This is a genomic window from Novosphingobium sp. Leaf2 (assembly GCF_001421325.1).
GTDB lineage: Bacteria > Pseudomonadota > Alphaproteobacteria > Sphingomonadales > Sphingomonadaceae > Novosphingobium.
Genome location: NZ_LMJY01000016.1, coordinates 66752 through 81882 on the forward strand (window position 1 = coordinate 66752; position 15131 = coordinate 81882).

Sequence of the window (15131 nt, forward strand, 5' to 3'; positions counted from 1 at the left end):
CCACACGCAACGTAATCCGATTGTTGCGGAGCCTTGCACGATCCGAATGCTTGGAGGATATGTTACGTCATAGCTTGCTGACGTGGAGGGCCTCGTGCCAAGCGACCGGAATGAGCGCTGGACATCATAATCATAGCCACCACGGCCATGGACATTCGCACGGGCACGGGCACTCCCATGCCCACCCGACCCCGTCCGTAAACGCCGGCAAGGCGTTTGCGATCGCGGTGTCGCTCAATCTGCTGTTCGTTATCGGCGAGGCGATCGCGGGTTTCAGCAGTGGGTCGATGGCGCTGATCGCGGATGCCGGGCACAACCTGTCCGATGTCCTGTCCCTTTCGCTTGGCTGGGCCGCTGCCATATTGTCGGCCCGCCCGCCGTCCGAACGCTTCACCTATGGCTTGAAAAGCTCCTCGATCCTGGCCGCCATCGCCAATGCGGCGTTGCTGTGGGTCGCCATCGGCGCGATTCTGGTAGAGACGATCCGCCGGTTCGCGGACCCGGCGCCGGTGGGCGGCACCACCATGATCATCGTGGCAGCCATCGGCATCGCGGTTAACGCTCTGTCTGCCCTGCTGTTCGCCAAAGGCTCCAAATCCGACCTCAACCTGCGGGCCGCGTTCGTGCACCTGATGGCCGACGCGCTGGTTTCCGTGGGCGTGGTGGGCGCAGGCTTCCTGATCGCGGCCACCGGGTGGGTGCTGGTCGATCCGATCGCGTCGATCGTCATCACCCTGGTGATCGCATGGTCCAGTTGGGGTCTGCTGCGCGATTCGCTGCGCATGGGTATGCTGGGCGTGCCCGATCGCATCGACAGCACCAAAGTGCGCAGCTACCTCGAATCGCGTCCCGGCGTCACCCGCGTGCACGACCTGCACATCTGGCCGATGAGCACGACGGAAACCGCCTTGACCGCGCATCTGGTGATGCCGGCAGGGCAGCCGGGCGACGCTTTCCTGCACACGCTGGCGCATGACCTCGACCACGAATTCGGCATCGGCCACCCCACCGTGCAGATCGAAACCAACCCGCACAGTGCCTGTGCGCTGCAGAGCAAAGCCGTCGTCTGAACGACCAGCCCTTCCATCCGAAATTTCCGGTCTTGGGGCTGGATGGCACCGGGCCTTGCGATTATGTCGGACGCAACGCGCGTGTGCACTGCCGCGCTGAAGGAGATTGCCTGTGAACTGGAACCAGACCGTCAACGCACGCGGCTGGAAAGTGCCTTTCGTCAACAAGTCGCTGTTTCAGATCGGCAAGGAACTGCGCCCCAAGATCGATGCCGTGATCATGCGGACCTCGCTGATCCCCGACGCGGCAGTGCAGGACAAGGCGTTCTTCCCGTGGATCGCCAAGCTGGAACAGCACTGGGAGGCGATCCGCGACGAGGCATTGCGCATCCGGGCCGAGGATATTCCCTCCCTGGGCGATATCTCCTTCGATCACGGGCGCATCGCCGCTGACCGGCGCTGGCGGGCGTTCTTCCTCAAGGGCTATGGCTACCGAATGAAGGCGAACACTGCGCGCGCACCGCTGACCGCCGCGCTGATCGAGAAAGTGCCCGGGCTCGTCACCGCAAACTTCTCGGTGATCGAGGCCGGGGGCCACATTCCGCGCCACTGGGGCATGACCAAGGGCATGCTGACCTATCATCTGGCGCTGAAAGCCCCGCGCGATCGGGAAAACTGCCGCATGCACCTTGAAGGGCCGGACAAGCTGCACGTGCTGCACTGGGACGAGGGCCAGTCGTTCCTGTTCGACGACATGTTCAATCATGAAGTGTGGAACGACACCGACGAGGACCGCTACATCCTGCTCATTCAGATCAAGCGCCCATGCCGGGGCCTTGGCAACCTGATTCAGAACACCTTCCTGTTCGGCGTGCGGCATTCGCGCTTCGTGAGAGATATCCGCCTGGCAATCGACCGCGCCGGAGAACGCCCGCCAGTCAACTGAGCGCGGACACGAAAAGCCCGACCGGTTTCCCGGCCGGGCTTTTCGTGCGTAACTTGGACCCGTCAGGCGGCGGCTTCGGTCTTGTCGCCCTTGAGCACCCTAACCGGCTGCTTGCGGCCTTCGACCACGTCCTTGTCCACCACGACTTCGGCGATATCGCGCTCGGTCGGCAGGTCGAACATGGTGTCGAGCAGCAGGCTTTCCACGATGGAACGCAGGCCGCGTGCACCGGTTTTGCGCTCGATCGCCTTCTGGGCAATCGCTTCGAGCGCCTCATCAGTGAACGTGAGTTCCACGTCCTCCAGATCGAACAGACGCGCATACTGCTTGATCAGCGCGTTCTTTGGCTCCTTAAGGATCTTCACCAGCGCCTCGATATCGAGGTCGTTCAAGGTGGCGATCACTGGCAGACGACCGACGAATTCGGGGATCAGGCCGAACTTGAGCAGATCCTCAGGCTCCGCCTTTTGGAGCAGTTCGCCCACCCGGCGCTTGTCCGGATCGGCGACATGGGCACCAAAACCGATCGAACGCTTCTGCAAACGGTCGGCAATGATCTTGTCCAGTCCGGCAAACGCGCCGCCGCAGATGAACAGAATGTTCGTGGTGTCCACCTGCAGGAATTCCTGCTGAGGATGCTTGCGTCCGCCCTGTGGCGGCACCGAGGCGGTGGTGCCTTCCATCAGCTTGAGCAAGGCCTGTTGCACACCTTCGCCGGACACGTCGCGGGTGATCGACGGGTTTTCGGCCTTGCGGCTGATCTTGTCGATCTCGTCGATATAGACAATGCCCTGCTGCGCCTTTTCGACGTTGTAGTCCGAAGACTGCAGCAGCTTGAGGATGATGTTCTCCACATCCTCACCCACATAACCGGCTTCGGTCAGCGTGGTGGCGTCGGCCATGGTGAAGGGCACGTCGAACGTCTTGGCCAAGGTCTGCGCCAGCAGCGTCTTGCCCGAACCGGTTGGCCCGACCAGCAGAATGTTCGACTTCGAAAGCTCGACATCACCCTGCTTGCCGCTGTGCTTCAGGCGCTTGTAGTGGTTGTGGACAGCCACCGACAGCACGCGCTTGGCGCGTTCCTGGCCGATCACATAGTCGTTCAGCGTCTCGCAGATTTCACGGGGGGAGACGACTTCGCCGTCCTTGCGCCCCGCGATCCCGGCCTTCGTTTCTTCGCGAATGATGTCATTGCAAAGCTCGACACATTCGTCGCAGATGAACACCGTTGGTCCCGCGATCAGCTTGCGCACTTCATGCTGCGACTTACCGCAGAAGCTGCAGTAAAGGGTGCTTTTCGCGTCAGATCCGCTCAATTTCGTCATTTTCCGTACTTAGCCTCCTGCTGAGGCGACTCGTTCACTCTACTCCGGGGGGAGCGGGTTTTGCAATCCTAGCGCCAAATGCTTGCGATAGCCTGAAGCGCCGCCCCCGCGTTTCGATGATCAGGCGTCCGCCTTGTCGGCTTCGGGACGCGTTTCGAAAACCTTGTCCACCAAGCCGAAAGCCAAGGCCTCCTCGGCCTCAAGGAACGTATCGCGGTCCATCGCCTTCTCGATCGAGTCGAGCGTCTTGCCGGTATATTTCACATAAAGATCGTTCAGGCGCTTGCGCATCCGCAGGATCTCGCGCGCCTGGATCTCGATGTCGCTGGCCATGCCCTGCGCACCGCCCGAGGGCTGGTGGACCATGATGCGCGCATTAGGCAGCGCAATGCGCATGCCCGGCTCACCGGCGGCGAGCAGGAAGCTGCCCATCGAAGCGGCCTGGCCGATGCACACGGTGGACACGCGCGGCTTGATGTACTGCATCGTGTCATGGATCGCCATGCCCGCCGTCACCACGCCGCCGGGTGAGTTGATGTACATCGAAATATCTTTCGACGGATTCTCCGATTCCAGGAACAGCAGCTGCGCCACGATCAGCGAGGCCATGTGATCTTCCACCTGGCCGGTGATGAACACGATGCGTTCGCGAAGGAGGCGCGAATAGATGTCGAAGCTGCGTTCGCCCCGGCTGGTCTGCTCGACGACCATCGGCACGAGCGCGCCGGTTACCGGATCGGTGGTGAACTTTCCTTGGGCGTTGGATGCGCCGAACAGGTCGAGCATGGGAGTCCTCATGTGATTTGCCTCGCCTATGTCGCGTGGCAGCACGCGATGTTCAAGGGGGTTAACCCGGCCTGACCGCAATGGGCCGGGGATGACGCGCCCCGCTGCAGGTGTAATTGCGATCTTGCCGGCCACCGCACCGCCATATTGCATGCACCCGCATCTGCGGCCACAACCCCAGGGCGACGCCGTTTCGGCGGCGCGGGGGGACCACGGCGACTCATGCGAAAATCCAGTCTTGCGACCTTTGGGGCCCTGCTCGCCCTTGGCCCGTGTGCGGCCATTGCCTCGCCCGAAACGGTGCAGACGTATCTGGGGCGGATCGCGGCGATGGATAAGGCTGGCCCGACCTTGCGCGCGGTGCTGGTGGTCGCGCCGGACGAATCGCTGAGAGCGACTGGCCAAGGCCCGCTCGCCGGGCACGCGGTGCTGATCAAGGACAACATCGAAACGCGCGACATGCCCACGACCGCCGGCAGCCTGGCGTTGAAGGACAACCGCACGGGCCGTGATGCGCCGCTAGTTTCCCGGTTGCGCGCATCGGGGGCGGTCATCCTGGGCAAGACCAACTTGTCCGAATGGGCGAACTTTCGCGGTGACCGCTCATCCAGCGGATGGAGCGCGGTCGGCGGCCAGACACGCAACCCCTTTGCGCTGGATCGCAGCCCGTGCGGCTCGTCCGCCGGCAGCGGCGCGGCGGTGGCGGCGGGCATGGCATGGGCAGCGATCGGCACCGAGACGGACGGGTCGATCACCTGCCCCGCCTCCGTCAACGGCATCGTCGGCTTCAAGCCGACCGTGGGGCTGGTCAGCCGCGCCCTGATCGTGCCGATCAGCGTCAGCCAGGATACCGCCGGGCCGATGGCCGCCAGCGTTGCCGACGCAGCCCTGCTGCTCAACACCATCGCCGGCGCGGATCCGGCGGACCCGACCACCGCCACGGCCGGATCGCATATGGTCGATTTCACCGCTGGCCTCGCCAAGGCCAGTTTGAAGGGCGTGCGCATCGGTGTGCTGCGGCGGCAGGTGGGCTCGATGCCATCAGTGACAGCCCTGTTCGACAAGGCCGTGGCCGACATGAAGCGCGCCGGGGCGCAAGTCGTCGAGATCGACTTCAAGCCGGACGATCGGCTTGGCGAGGCCGAATTCACCGTTCTCGCGCATGAGTTCCGCACCGGGATCAACGCTTATCTGGCCGCGCTGCCGGGGCATCCCGCAGCGCGCGACCTTGCGGGGCTGATCGCCTTCAACAAGGCGCACGCAGGCGATGAATTGCGCTGGTACGGGCAGGAAACCTTCGAGAAGGCGCTGACCAGCACAGACCCCGCGGAATATGCCAAGGCCCGCGCCGACGCGGTGCGGCTTGCCGGCGCGGAAGGGATCGACGCGCTGCTGGCCAGGTACAAGGTGGACGTGCTGATCGCCCCCACCGCCAGCCCCGCATCTCCCATCGATCCGGTGCTGGGCGATCATTTCCTGGATATCGGCGCGGGCACGTTGGCCGCCGTGGCCGGTTATCCGCACTTGTCGGTGCCGATGGGCGCGGTCGAGGGATTGCCGGTCGGCCTGTCGTTCATGGCCGGGCGGTGGAATGACGCCAAGGTCCTGCGGATCGGCGCAGCGTATGAGCGGGCCCGGCGCGCACGGCTGGCAACGCCTGACTTGCGCAACTGGCACGAGTGAAAGCTGCCGCAGACCCATAGACGACTGACACGGCGCAGAACGCGAAGGTCGCACGGGCCGGCAATAACCGCTGGCGATATGGAAAATCCTGTTCCATCATACACCTGAACGACCTGCCCGGAGAACGCGTGTACCGATCCCTATTGATAGCAGCCAGCGCATTGGCGATGGCTGCACCTGCGCTCGCCGTGGCGGAAACGCCGCGTGACCTGCTGATCGTTGCCGCTTTCCAGGCCCCTACCAAGCCGCAGGCGCTGGCGCTGGTCAACCAGGCGATCGTCGCGTCTGACCGCATCCTGACCAGCCGCCCCGGCGATCATGAAGCCATGCTGCAGCGCGCCATCGCCATCGGCTATCGCGGCAAGCTGACGCGCAGCCGATCCGACGTGCGCGCCTCGCTTGATATGTCGCAGAAGCTGGCGGACCAGAACCCGCGCGATGCCGAAGCGCAGATGGTCATCGCCGGATGGCATCTGGGCGCAATCGACCAGCTTGGCACATTCCTGGCGCGCACCGCGCTGGGCGCCCGCGAGCAGGTCGGCGAAACGGCCCTCGGCCGCGCCGTGGCGCTTGGCGGCAACAACGCGTTTTACCCGGGGTTTGCCGCGCTGCTGCAGATAAGGCTGAATCAGGACGATGTGGCCCCGGCCCGCCGGCTGGCCGAAGCCGCCGCCAATGCCCGCACGCCCACCCCGATCGACGGCATCATGAAACGCGCGGCGCTCGCCATCCTGCCGGCACTGCGCGCCAACGACGGGAAAACGGCGGCGGCACTGGCGCGCAAGCTCATGCCGTTCGGCAAAGTCATGAACTGAAGCACTGGTTTAGAGACACAAAAAGCCCCGGTGCAGCGATGCACCGGGGCTTTTTGTTTGATCTGGCACGCGCCGCGAAGGATCAATCCTCCTTGGCCGCAGCCTTCTTCTTGGCGGGAGCCTTCTTGGCGGGCTTGGCCTCGTCAGCCTCGCCGTCAGTGGCTTCAAGAGTAGCCTCCTCAGCGGCATCGTCGGCCTTCTTGGCCTTCTTGGGCGGGGCCTTCTTCGGCTTGTCTTCGCCGTCAGCGGCTTCAGGCGAAGCCTCGTCGGCCGCATCGTCAGCCTTCTTCGCCTTCTTCGCGGGAGCCTTCTTGGCGGGCTTGGCCTCGCTGGCAGGCTTTTCGCCGTCAGCGTCGGCCTCGATCGCGGCCTGCAGTTCCTCGCGGGTCACTTCACGCTCGGTAACGTCAGCCTTTTCGATCAGGAAATCGACGACCTTGTCCTCGTACAGCGGCGCGCGCAGCTGCGCGGCGACCATCGGGTCCTGCTGCACGTATTCGAAGAAGCGCTGGCGATCTTCCGGGCGGTACTGCTGCGCGGCCTGGCCCATCAGCGCCTGCATTTCCTGAGCGGTCACTTCCACGCCGTTCACCTGGCCGATTTCGGACAGCAACAGGCCAAGACGCACCCGGCGCTCGGCGATCTTGCGGTAGTCGTCCTTCTCGGCCTCGATCTCGGCCAGCGCGGCGGCGGGATCTTCCTCGTTGGCGGCTTCCTGCGTCAGCTGCTGCCAGATCTGCGAAAACTCGGCTTCCACCATCGTGGGCGGAACGTCGAAGTCATGACCGGCGGCCAGCTGATCCAGGAGCGAGCGCTTCATGGCGGTACGGGTCAGGCCGGCAGTTTCTTGCTCCAGCTGGCCGCGCAGCAGGCCTTGCAGCTGCTCCAGGCTTTCAAGGCCCAGTTCCTTGGCGAAATCGTCATCCAGCTTCGATTCGGCAGGCGCCTTCACTTCGTGCGCGACGATATCGAAGGTGGTTTCCTTGCCCGCCAGGTTTTCGGCCTGGTAATCCTCGGGAAAGGTCACCGTGATGGTGCGCTCTTCACCGGCCTTGATACCCGTGAGCTGCTCTTCGAAGCCGGGGATGAAGCGGTTCGCGCCAATCACCAGCGGGGCCTTTTCGGCCTTGCCGCCTTCGAACTCGACACCGTCAAGCTTGCCGGTGAAGTCGATGATGACCTGGTCGCCGTCTTCGGCGGCGCCATCCTTGGTTTCGAAACGCTGCTGCTGCTTGGCGATGCGCTCCACCGCTTCGGTGACGGCATCGTCCGACACCGGAACCGTCAGCTTTTCCAGCTTCAGGCCGTCCAGCGAGGGTGCTTCGATCTGCGGCAGCACTTCCAGGTTTACGGTCAGCTCGGCATCTTTGCCTTCCTCGTACCCGTCAGCCAGCGCGATATCCGGGTTCATCGCCGGGCGCAGCGCCTTGTCGGCCATCAGCGTATCCATCGCCTCGCGGATCGAGGTGTTCAGCGCTTCCTGATGGATGGCCGGGCCATGCAGCTTCTTCACCAGGTTGGCGGGCACCTTGCCGGGGCGGAAGCCGGGCATCTTGACCTGCGGCGCGATCTTCTTGACCTCACCCTCGATCTTGCCGGTGATGGTCTTGGCGGGGATAGTCACCGTGTAGGCGCGCTTCAGGCCCTCGTTGGTGGTCTCGACGATCTGCATTTCGAATGCCTTCCTGTGCAATCCAAAGGGCCTCTTCGGCCGATTTCGACGCGACTCCCCTCCCCAGGGCGGCGTAAACTGGTGCGGGCGAAGGGACTCGAACCCCCACATCTTTCGATACTGGTACCTAAAACCAGCGCGTCTACCAATTCCGCCACGCCCGCAAAGAGAGAAGCCTGAAACTCAAGGGACGGGCCCTTATAGCCCGCCGCGAAAAAGGGCAAGCGCCACGAGTCGGTATAGGGGTTGCGCACACCGCCCCTGCCCCCCAAGTTGAACTGTGGGACGGGGCGAGAGGAGCAAGACCGATGGCATCGCAGCCCCCTGCCGACAATCCCGGTGATACCCCGGCGGAATTCCCCACCCCCGACGGCTCGCCCGATGCGCCCGGCGGACCGCAGGAAGCGCCCGCCGAAGGCCCCGATTTCGATCAGCCCGATAGCGTGCCGGTGGAACTGCCCCCACCCGACTGACCCGGCCTGATACGCAATAAGACCCGCAGCCATACGGCGGCGGGTCTTATTTTTTGATGGCGGCCCAAGTGGTCCGCGTGTTCACAACCGCGCTATTTTCTTCCAGCCAATCGCGCCAACAGCGCCAGCGTTGAACCGCTGACGGGCTTTTCTTGCCCCGCTCGGTAATCGCCGGCCACGGCGCACTCCAGACAATACGCCTGCACCCCCTGCGCGCCCAGCATCGCATCCAGCCGGGTAATCGCCTGCGCCATCTGCAGCCGCTGGCGCGTGGCCAGAAGCCCGGCAAAATCATACGCGCTCGCCTCGTCCTGCGAATCGGAGGCGAGCCCCGCCAGCAATGCGCCAAAGGTATCGGGCTTGTCCTTCAGCGGCACAGCATGCCACGCACCGTTGCCAACGCCGCCCAGCTTTGCAGCATACGCCAGCGCGGCATCCAGCCCGCCCATCTGGTCCACCAGACCCAGCCGCTGTCCGTCCGAACTCGGCCACACACGGCCTTGCGCGATGGCGTCTACCTGCGCCGGGGTCTTGCCACGGGCGGCGCCCACCCGGGCGAGGAACTGCCCGTATATGCCTTCGACCGAGCTTTGCAGCAGACCTTCCGCTTGCGGGCTGAGCCCCCCCAGCACATCGGGCTGGCCGGATAGCGGGGTCGTCTGCACCCCGTCGCTGGTGACGCCAAAGTCCGCCAGGGTCTTTTCGAAGCTGGTGACGACCGCGAATACGCCGATGGAGCCGGTGATGGTGGCCGGCTCTGCAAACACGCGCTGGCCCGGCGTTGACACCCAGTACCCACCGCTCGCCGCCATCGAGCCCATCGAGACCACGACCGGGATCTTCGCGTTGCGCCAGCGCATGATAGCCCGGCGGATGCGTTCCGATGCCATCACCGACCCGCCGGGCGAATCGATGCGCACCACCAGCGCCTTCATCCCGTCGTCCACATGATCGTCGAGCAGCCGGGCGATCCGGTCACCCCCTGCCGTGCCGGGACCGGCATCGCCATCGACGATTTCACCCGCGATGGTGACCACGCCGATCGCGGCGCCGTCGGTCTTTACCGGATTGGCCGCCAGCCAGGTGGCCAGCGTGGTGTGGGCGTAATCGGGCACGTCATCCGCATCGCCGTGGCCGATCGTGCTTTTGCCGACGAGCTTTTCCACCCGCGCCTCGAACTCGGTCTTGTCACCGATGCGATCGACCAGGCCGGCAGCCTTGGCCGCTGCGGCCATGTCGCCGCCCGATGCCTTGATGAACGCCACCGGATCGCCGGTCATCCGGTCAAGCTGCGCGCGCGGGCGGGCCTTGGCGATCTCGGCGCGGTAGGCACTCCACTGCGAATCGAGCACCAGCTTCAGGTCTTCGCGCGCCTCGGGCGAAAAATCGGCGCGCATGTACGGCTCTACCGCGCTCTTGTACGTGCCGACCCGGAACACGTGGGCGTTCACCTTGAACTTGTCGAACAGGCCCTTGTAGAACTGATAGTTACCGCCCGGCCCTGCCACGAACGCGCCGCCCATCGGATCGACCCACGCTTCGCTGGCATGGGCGGCAAGCTGCACGCCATCGTCGGCATAGACGTTCGCGAAAGTCAGCACCGGCTTGCCCGCGCGGCGCACCGCGTCGATGCCCGCGCCGATGTCATGCAGGTGGACGTAGCGCCCGCCCACGAACCGCGACAGGTCGAGCACCACCACCTTGATGCGATCGTCCGTGGCCGCCAGACGAAGCGCGCGCTCCACGTCGCTGGCCGCAAATTCATGCGCCGGGCCTTGCGAACTCATCAGCAGGCGCAGCGGATCGGGGCGGCTCTTTTCCTCGACCACGGTGCCGTCCAGCGTGAGCAGCAGCGCGCCGTCCTCCACCCGTCCGGGCGCCGGGCGCGCGGCAAGCGCGGCGTAGATGATCCCGAAGAAGCCCAGCAGAAACAGCAGCGCCAGCGCGTCCTTGACGGCAACCAGCAGCTTCCAGACCTTGCGCGCGAATCTCATGGGGGGATCACCTTTCGCCTGCCGCCTTAGCTGTTGCAGTGCGGTGTAGGAAAGCGTTGCTTGCGCGGGCGCGCAACGCGCCGGGGGTATCGCCGCTCCACGCCCCTTGCCCGCCGCCGATCCGCCGCTTATGGCGTGGTCTTTAATGACACCGCCAGAATACACCTATCCGGATGGCGCTCTCGCCTTCCCGCATCGCGGCCTCACGGGCATCGCCGGCCTAGCCCCGCACGAGATCTGGTTCCTGCTGGATGAGGCGGAGCAGTGGGTGGAGATGAACCGGGGCGCCCAGAAACGGCGCGAGCTGCTCTCCGGCCTCACGATCATCAACGCGTTTTTCGAAAACTCCACGCGCACGCTGCTCAGCTTCGAGATCGCCGGCAAGCGGCTTGGGGCCGACGTGGTGAACATGGCCGTCGCCAATTCCAGCGTGAAGAAGGGCGAAACGCTGATCGATACGGCGATGACGCTCAATTCGATGCGCGCCGATGCCATCGTCATCCGCCACGCCAGTTCGGGTGCGGTACAACTGATCGCCGACAAGGTGGACTGTCCGGTGCTGAACGCAGGGGACGGGCAGCACGAACATCCCACGCAGGCCCTGCTGGATGCGCTGACGATCCGCCACGCCAAGCGCGCGTTCAACGGCCTGCGCGTGACGATCTGCGGCGACATCCTGCACAGCCGCGTGGCGCGCTCCAACATCCTGTGCCTCAACGCGCTGGGCGCCGATGTGCGGGTCTGCGCGCCGCCCGCGCTGATGCCCGCCGATATCGAGCGGATGAGCGTTACCGTGTTCCACGATTTCGATGCGGCGCTAAAAGGCGCGGACGTGGTGATGATGCTGCGCCTGCAGATGGAGCGGATGGAGGGCCAGTTCATCCCCTCCCCGCGCGAATACCGCCACTTGTATGGCCTGACGCTGGACCGGCTGGCGAAGGCGGAGCCCGATGCGCTGGTGATGCACCCCGGCCCGATGAACCGCGGGGTCGAGATCGACAGCAACGTGGCCGATCATCTCGATCGCTCGCTCATCACCCGGCAGGTCGAAATGGGGGTGGCGATCCGCATGGCCTGCCTTGACGTGCTGACCCGCAAGAGCCGCAAGCTGGAGGGCTGGGCATGAGCATGCACGCCCCCCTCACCATCACCGGCGGCCGGGGACTGCTGGCGGACGGAACCATCGCCGCTGGCGCGGTGCGGTGCGAAGGCGGGTTCATCACCGCCATCGGCAGCGATGTGACGCCCCGGGACGGCGACATCGTGCACGATGCGGGCGGCGCGCTAGTGACGCCGGGGCTCGTCGATATCGGCGTGTTCGCGATCGACAAGCCGGCCTTTCACTTCGGCGGGATCACCCGCGCCGCGCTGATGCCAGACCAGAACCCGCCGCTGGACGTATCGGCACGGGTGCGCTTTGCCGCCCAGTCCGGCAAGCCGGACTTCTGGGTTCACCCCCTGGCCGCCGCCACGCAGGGGCTGGACGGCAAGGCCCTGGCCGAGATCGCTATGATGCGCGATGCCGGGGCGCGCGCGGTATCCACGGGGCGGCGCTGGATCGGCGATTCGGGCACCATGCTGCGGCTGCTGCAATACACCGGCATGCTGGGCATGGTGGTGATCGCGCACGCAGAGGACGCTGGGATCGTCGGCAACGCGGTCGCCACCGCCGGCGAGATGGCGACACGGCTTGGCCTTCCCTGCGCCCCGGCGCAGGCCGAGGCCATCGCCATTGCCCGCGACATCGCACTGGCCGACATGGCCGGGGCCGCGATCCATTTCCGCAACGTGACGACAGCGGCAGGGCTCGATCTGGTGCGCACGGCCAAGGCGCGCGGGGTGCAGGTGACAGCAGGGGTGAGCCCAGCCTACTTCATGCTGTCGGACCTGGCGATCGGGGCGTTCCGTACGTTCACCCACCTCTCCCCGGCGCTGCGCAGCGAGGCAGATCGCAACGCCGTCGTCGCCGCCATCGCCGATGGCACGATAGACATCGTGGCGTCCGGCCATGATCCGCGCGGGCCGGAAGACAAGCGTCTACCGTTCGCCGATTCGGCGCCCGGCATGTCAGGCGCGGAAACGCTGCTGCCGCTCACCCTCACGCTGGTGCGTGATGGGGCGATCGATATGGACCGCGCGTTCGCATTGCTGGCCGGCAACCCGGCGCGGCTGCTGGGCGTGAATGCGGGGCGACTGGCTGTGGGCACAGAGGCGGACATCGCGGTGATCGACCCCGAGCGTCCGTGGATCGTCAACGCGGACAAGATGGCGGCCAGTGCCGGTAATACCCCGTTCGACCGTCAGCCGGTGCAAGGTCGGGTGCTGGCGCTGTTCAAAGGCGGCACGGCAGTGCGCGCGCGCTAAGCGTACCAACTCGCGCTGCGATCATCGCAGGGCGAGTTGTGGGCCCTTGCCCTTCGGCGCGGTGCCCGGCTGTGCATGGGGTGCTTCATAGGCAAAGCACTCCCCGCCGCGCTGCTTGACGCCGGAACACAGGGACTGCGCACTGCCGCGCGCGAAATTTTCGGCAGCCACCCGGAAATACCGCCGGCCGTTCACATTCGCTTCGGTGATGCGCAAGGCATGGCCGCGCAGCGACGGATCGCGGCGCTGGAAAATCGCCCACGCACGCTTGGCGCCCTCCATCGTCCCGAACGAGCCCAGCTGCACCACATGGTTGCCCTTGGCAGCCGGACGCGGCGCCTGGGCCTTCGCGATGCCATGGTCGAACGCACGCTCGATGGACGTGCGTGGCGGCGTGAAATTCGCCGCTTCCATTGCAGGTCGCGCGGCGAGTTTCGGCGCCACCGCGGGTGCCTGCGCCAAGACTGCCGCCTCCGGCGCGGCCTGAGGCTGAGCTTGCGCCACGGCAGGCAACTCGGCGGCAGCCTGGGGCGGCATCGGAGCCTCGACAGCAGCAAGGGCAGGCGCGGCCACCGCCGGCCGGTTCAACGCCAGCGCCGTTGGCTGGCCGGGATCGCTGCGCACCTCCGTGCCCAGCATCGCAGCAATGCGCATGCGGCCCGTGTCAGCGCCATCGCTCGCTGCCCATTCCGCAAGACGGGCGTCGATCTGGTCGGCGGGCACGTCCTGCATGGCGACCACGCGCGCTTCGGCCCAGCGACCGTCCAGCGCATAGGCATAGGCCAGGTTCTGGCGCATCTTGGGGGTGTTCGCCCCGGCGCGCAGTGCGGCGGACAAGGCCTCTACCCCCGCTGCCGGTTGTCCGGCCAGCGCCAGCGCCAGCCCGTAATCGCTGGCCGGAAGCTGCGCCTGCCAGCGAGCCAGCGCGGCCTGCGCCTCCGCATTACGGCCCGATCCGATATACGCCAGCGCCAGCCCCAGGCCGGTGCGGGCCGACGTGTTGCCAAGCGTAACGGCATCCTCGAACGTGGTGGCCGCCGAAGCAAAGCGGCCTGCTGCCAGATAGGTTTGTGCGAGGTCTGCCCGCGCCGCGCCATCCGTGCGCGCCTTGGCGACACGCGCCTCCGCTTTCGCCAAGGCCACATCGCCGGTGACCTGTCCCGCCTCGCCGCCGCGCCGACCGGACACTTGCGCCTTGTCCGCGCTTGCCAGCGAGGCATGGCCCGAGCATCCGCCCAGCAGCGCGGCCACCATCGCCGAGCACAGCGTGAAGCCGGCGCCGCGCGCGTTGCGATCCATCATGTGTATTCCCATCCTCATGCGTTCACCCGCCGACCGAAACCACCGGTGGGCCGCAGCGCGCCGGGATGCGCTGCCTGGCCCGTGGGCGGAGCGGCAAAGACGGTGCGGCGAAAATTCTTTTCCAGCCGATCGGCCACGTAATCCCACAGCACCGCGATTTCGGCGGACGAGCGCCCGCGCGGGTCCACCTCCATCACCGTGCGGCCATCGATCATCGAGGCGGCAAAATCGGTGCGCTGGTGCACGGTGACCGGCGCCACGGTGCCATGCTGCGACAAGGCGATCGCAGCTTCCGCCGTGATCCGCGCAGTTGCCGTTGCGGCGTTGACGACGAACACCAGCGGCTTGCCCGCCCGCTCGCACAAATCCACCGTCGCACCCACCGCGCGCAAGTCATGCGGGCTGGGCCGGGTGGGTATGACGATCAGTTCGGCCACCGCGATCACGCTCTGGATCGCCATGGTAATGGCGGGCGGAGTGTCGATGACTGCCAGCTTGAACCCTTGCTGGCGCAATGTCTGCAGATCCGCTGCAAGCCGCGCGACGGTGGTCTGCGCGAAAGCGGGCATTTCGGCCTCGCGCTCGTTCCACCAGTCAGTCAGCGATCCTTGGGGGTCGATGTCGATGAGCACGACCGGCCCCGCGTTCGCGCGTTGCGCCTGCACCGCCAGATGGCCGGACAGGGTCGTCTTGCCCGATCCGCCTTTCTGCGATGCCAATGCCAATACGCGCACAGCGTTCCCCCGATCCGTCCATGACGG

Annotated in this window: 13 protein-coding genes and 1 tRNA gene; 7 read left to right on the forward strand and 7 right to left on the reverse strand. The window is 65.7% G+C overall.

Going from position 1 to position 15131, the window contains the following annotated elements; genetic code table 11:
• Positions 1-110 precede the first annotated feature (110 nt).
• Positions 111-1070 (forward strand): cation diffusion facilitator family transporter, encoded by a 960-nt coding sequence (locus tag ASE49_RS09680; protein ID WP_056771241.1) that lies wholly within the window; start codon positions 111-113, stop codon positions 1068-1070.
• A 112-nt stretch (positions 1071-1182) separates the two neighbouring features.
• The gene (locus ASE49_RS09685; protein ID WP_056771244.1) at positions 1183-1956 is read left to right on the forward strand and encodes an aspartyl/asparaginyl beta-hydroxylase domain-containing protein; all 774 of its coding nucleotides are present in this window, start codon (positions 1183-1185) and stop codon (positions 1954-1956) included.
• 62 nt (positions 1957-2018) lie between these two features.
• Here ASE49_RS09685 and clpX read toward each other — a convergent pair whose 3' ends face one another.
• Both clpX and clpP read right to left on the reverse strand, forming a co-directional pair.
• On the reverse strand, positions 2019-3281 hold the full coding sequence (clpX, locus tag ASE49_RS09690; RefSeq protein WP_056771246.1) for an ATP-dependent Clp protease ATP-binding subunit ClpX: 1263 nt from the start codon (positions 3279-3281) through the stop codon (positions 2019-2021).
• Between the two features lie 120 nt (positions 3282-3401).
• Positions 3402-4067 carry an ATP-dependent Clp endopeptidase proteolytic subunit ClpP gene (gene clpP, locus ASE49_RS09695; RefSeq protein ID WP_056771249.1) on the reverse strand — a complete coding sequence of 222 codons (666 nt, stop codon included), beginning with the start codon at positions 4065-4067 and terminating at the stop codon, positions 3402-3404.
• Positions 4068-4289: 222 nt separating this feature from the next.
• Here clpP and ASE49_RS09700 point away from each other — a divergent pair, with 222 nt between their 5' ends.
• Both ASE49_RS09700 and ASE49_RS09705 read left to right on the forward strand, forming a co-directional pair.
• Positions 4290-5750 carry an amidase gene (locus ASE49_RS09700; protein ID WP_056771252.1) on the forward strand — a complete coding sequence of 487 codons (1461 nt, stop codon included), beginning with the start codon at positions 4290-4292 and terminating at the stop codon, positions 5748-5750.
• Between the two features lie 167 nt (positions 5751-5917).
• On the forward strand, positions 5918-6565 hold the full coding sequence (locus ASE49_RS09705) for a hypothetical protein (protein ID WP_056771255.1): 648 nt from the start codon (positions 5918-5920) through the stop codon (positions 6563-6565).
• A gap of 82 nt (positions 6566-6647) precedes the next feature.
• Here the strand turns inward: ASE49_RS09705 and tig are convergent, their stop codons facing one another.
• Together tig and ASE49_RS09715 are read right to left on the reverse strand one after the other, a co-directional pair.
• A complete protein-coding gene (gene tig, locus ASE49_RS09710; protein WP_056771258.1) occupies positions 6648-8237 on the reverse strand; it encodes a trigger factor in 1590 nt (529 codons plus the stop codon).
• A gap of 79 nt (positions 8238-8316) precedes the next feature.
• Positions 8317-8401 (reverse strand) — tRNA-Leu (locus ASE49_RS09715).
• A 144-nt stretch (positions 8402-8545) separates the two neighbouring features.
• Here ASE49_RS09715 and ASE49_RS18535 point away from each other — a divergent pair.
• Complete coding sequence (locus tag ASE49_RS18535) at positions 8546-8710, forward strand: hypothetical protein (protein WP_200922005.1); 165 nt, start codon at positions 8546-8548, stop codon at positions 8708-8710.
• Positions 8711-8802: 92 nt separating this feature from the next.
• On the opposite strand, the gene sppA is transcribed toward ASE49_RS18535, so the two are convergent.
• Entirely contained in the window at positions 8803-10704 is a 1902-nt protein-coding gene (gene sppA, locus ASE49_RS09720) for a signal peptide peptidase SppA (protein WP_056771260.1), read from the reverse strand.
• A 145-nt stretch (positions 10705-10849) separates the two neighbouring features.
• Between sppA and ASE49_RS09725 the strand changes: the two genes are divergently transcribed.
• Positions 10850-11830, forward strand: coding sequence for an aspartate carbamoyltransferase catalytic subunit (locus tag ASE49_RS09725; protein WP_056771263.1), 981 nt, complete (start codon positions 10850-10852; stop codon positions 11828-11830).
• Positions 11827-13068 carry a dihydroorotase gene (locus ASE49_RS09730; protein ID WP_056771266.1) on the forward strand — a complete coding sequence of 414 codons (1242 nt, stop codon included), beginning with the start codon at positions 11827-11829 and terminating at the stop codon, positions 13066-13068. The genes ASE49_RS09725 and ASE49_RS09730 overlap by 4 nt, the downstream gene beginning before the upstream one ends.
• 21 nt (positions 13069-13089) lie before the next feature.
• Here ASE49_RS09730 and ASE49_RS09735 read toward each other — a convergent pair whose 3' ends face one another.
• The gene (locus ASE49_RS09735) at positions 13090-14370 is read right to left on the reverse strand and encodes an SPOR domain-containing protein (protein WP_056771269.1); all 1281 of its coding nucleotides are present in this window, start codon (positions 14368-14370) and stop codon (positions 13090-13092) included.
• 14 nt (positions 14371-14384) lie between these two features.
• Entirely contained in the window at positions 14385-15104 is a 720-nt protein-coding gene (locus tag ASE49_RS09740) for a ParA family protein (protein ID WP_056771272.1), read from the reverse strand.
• Positions 15105-15131: the final 27 nt, after the last annotated feature.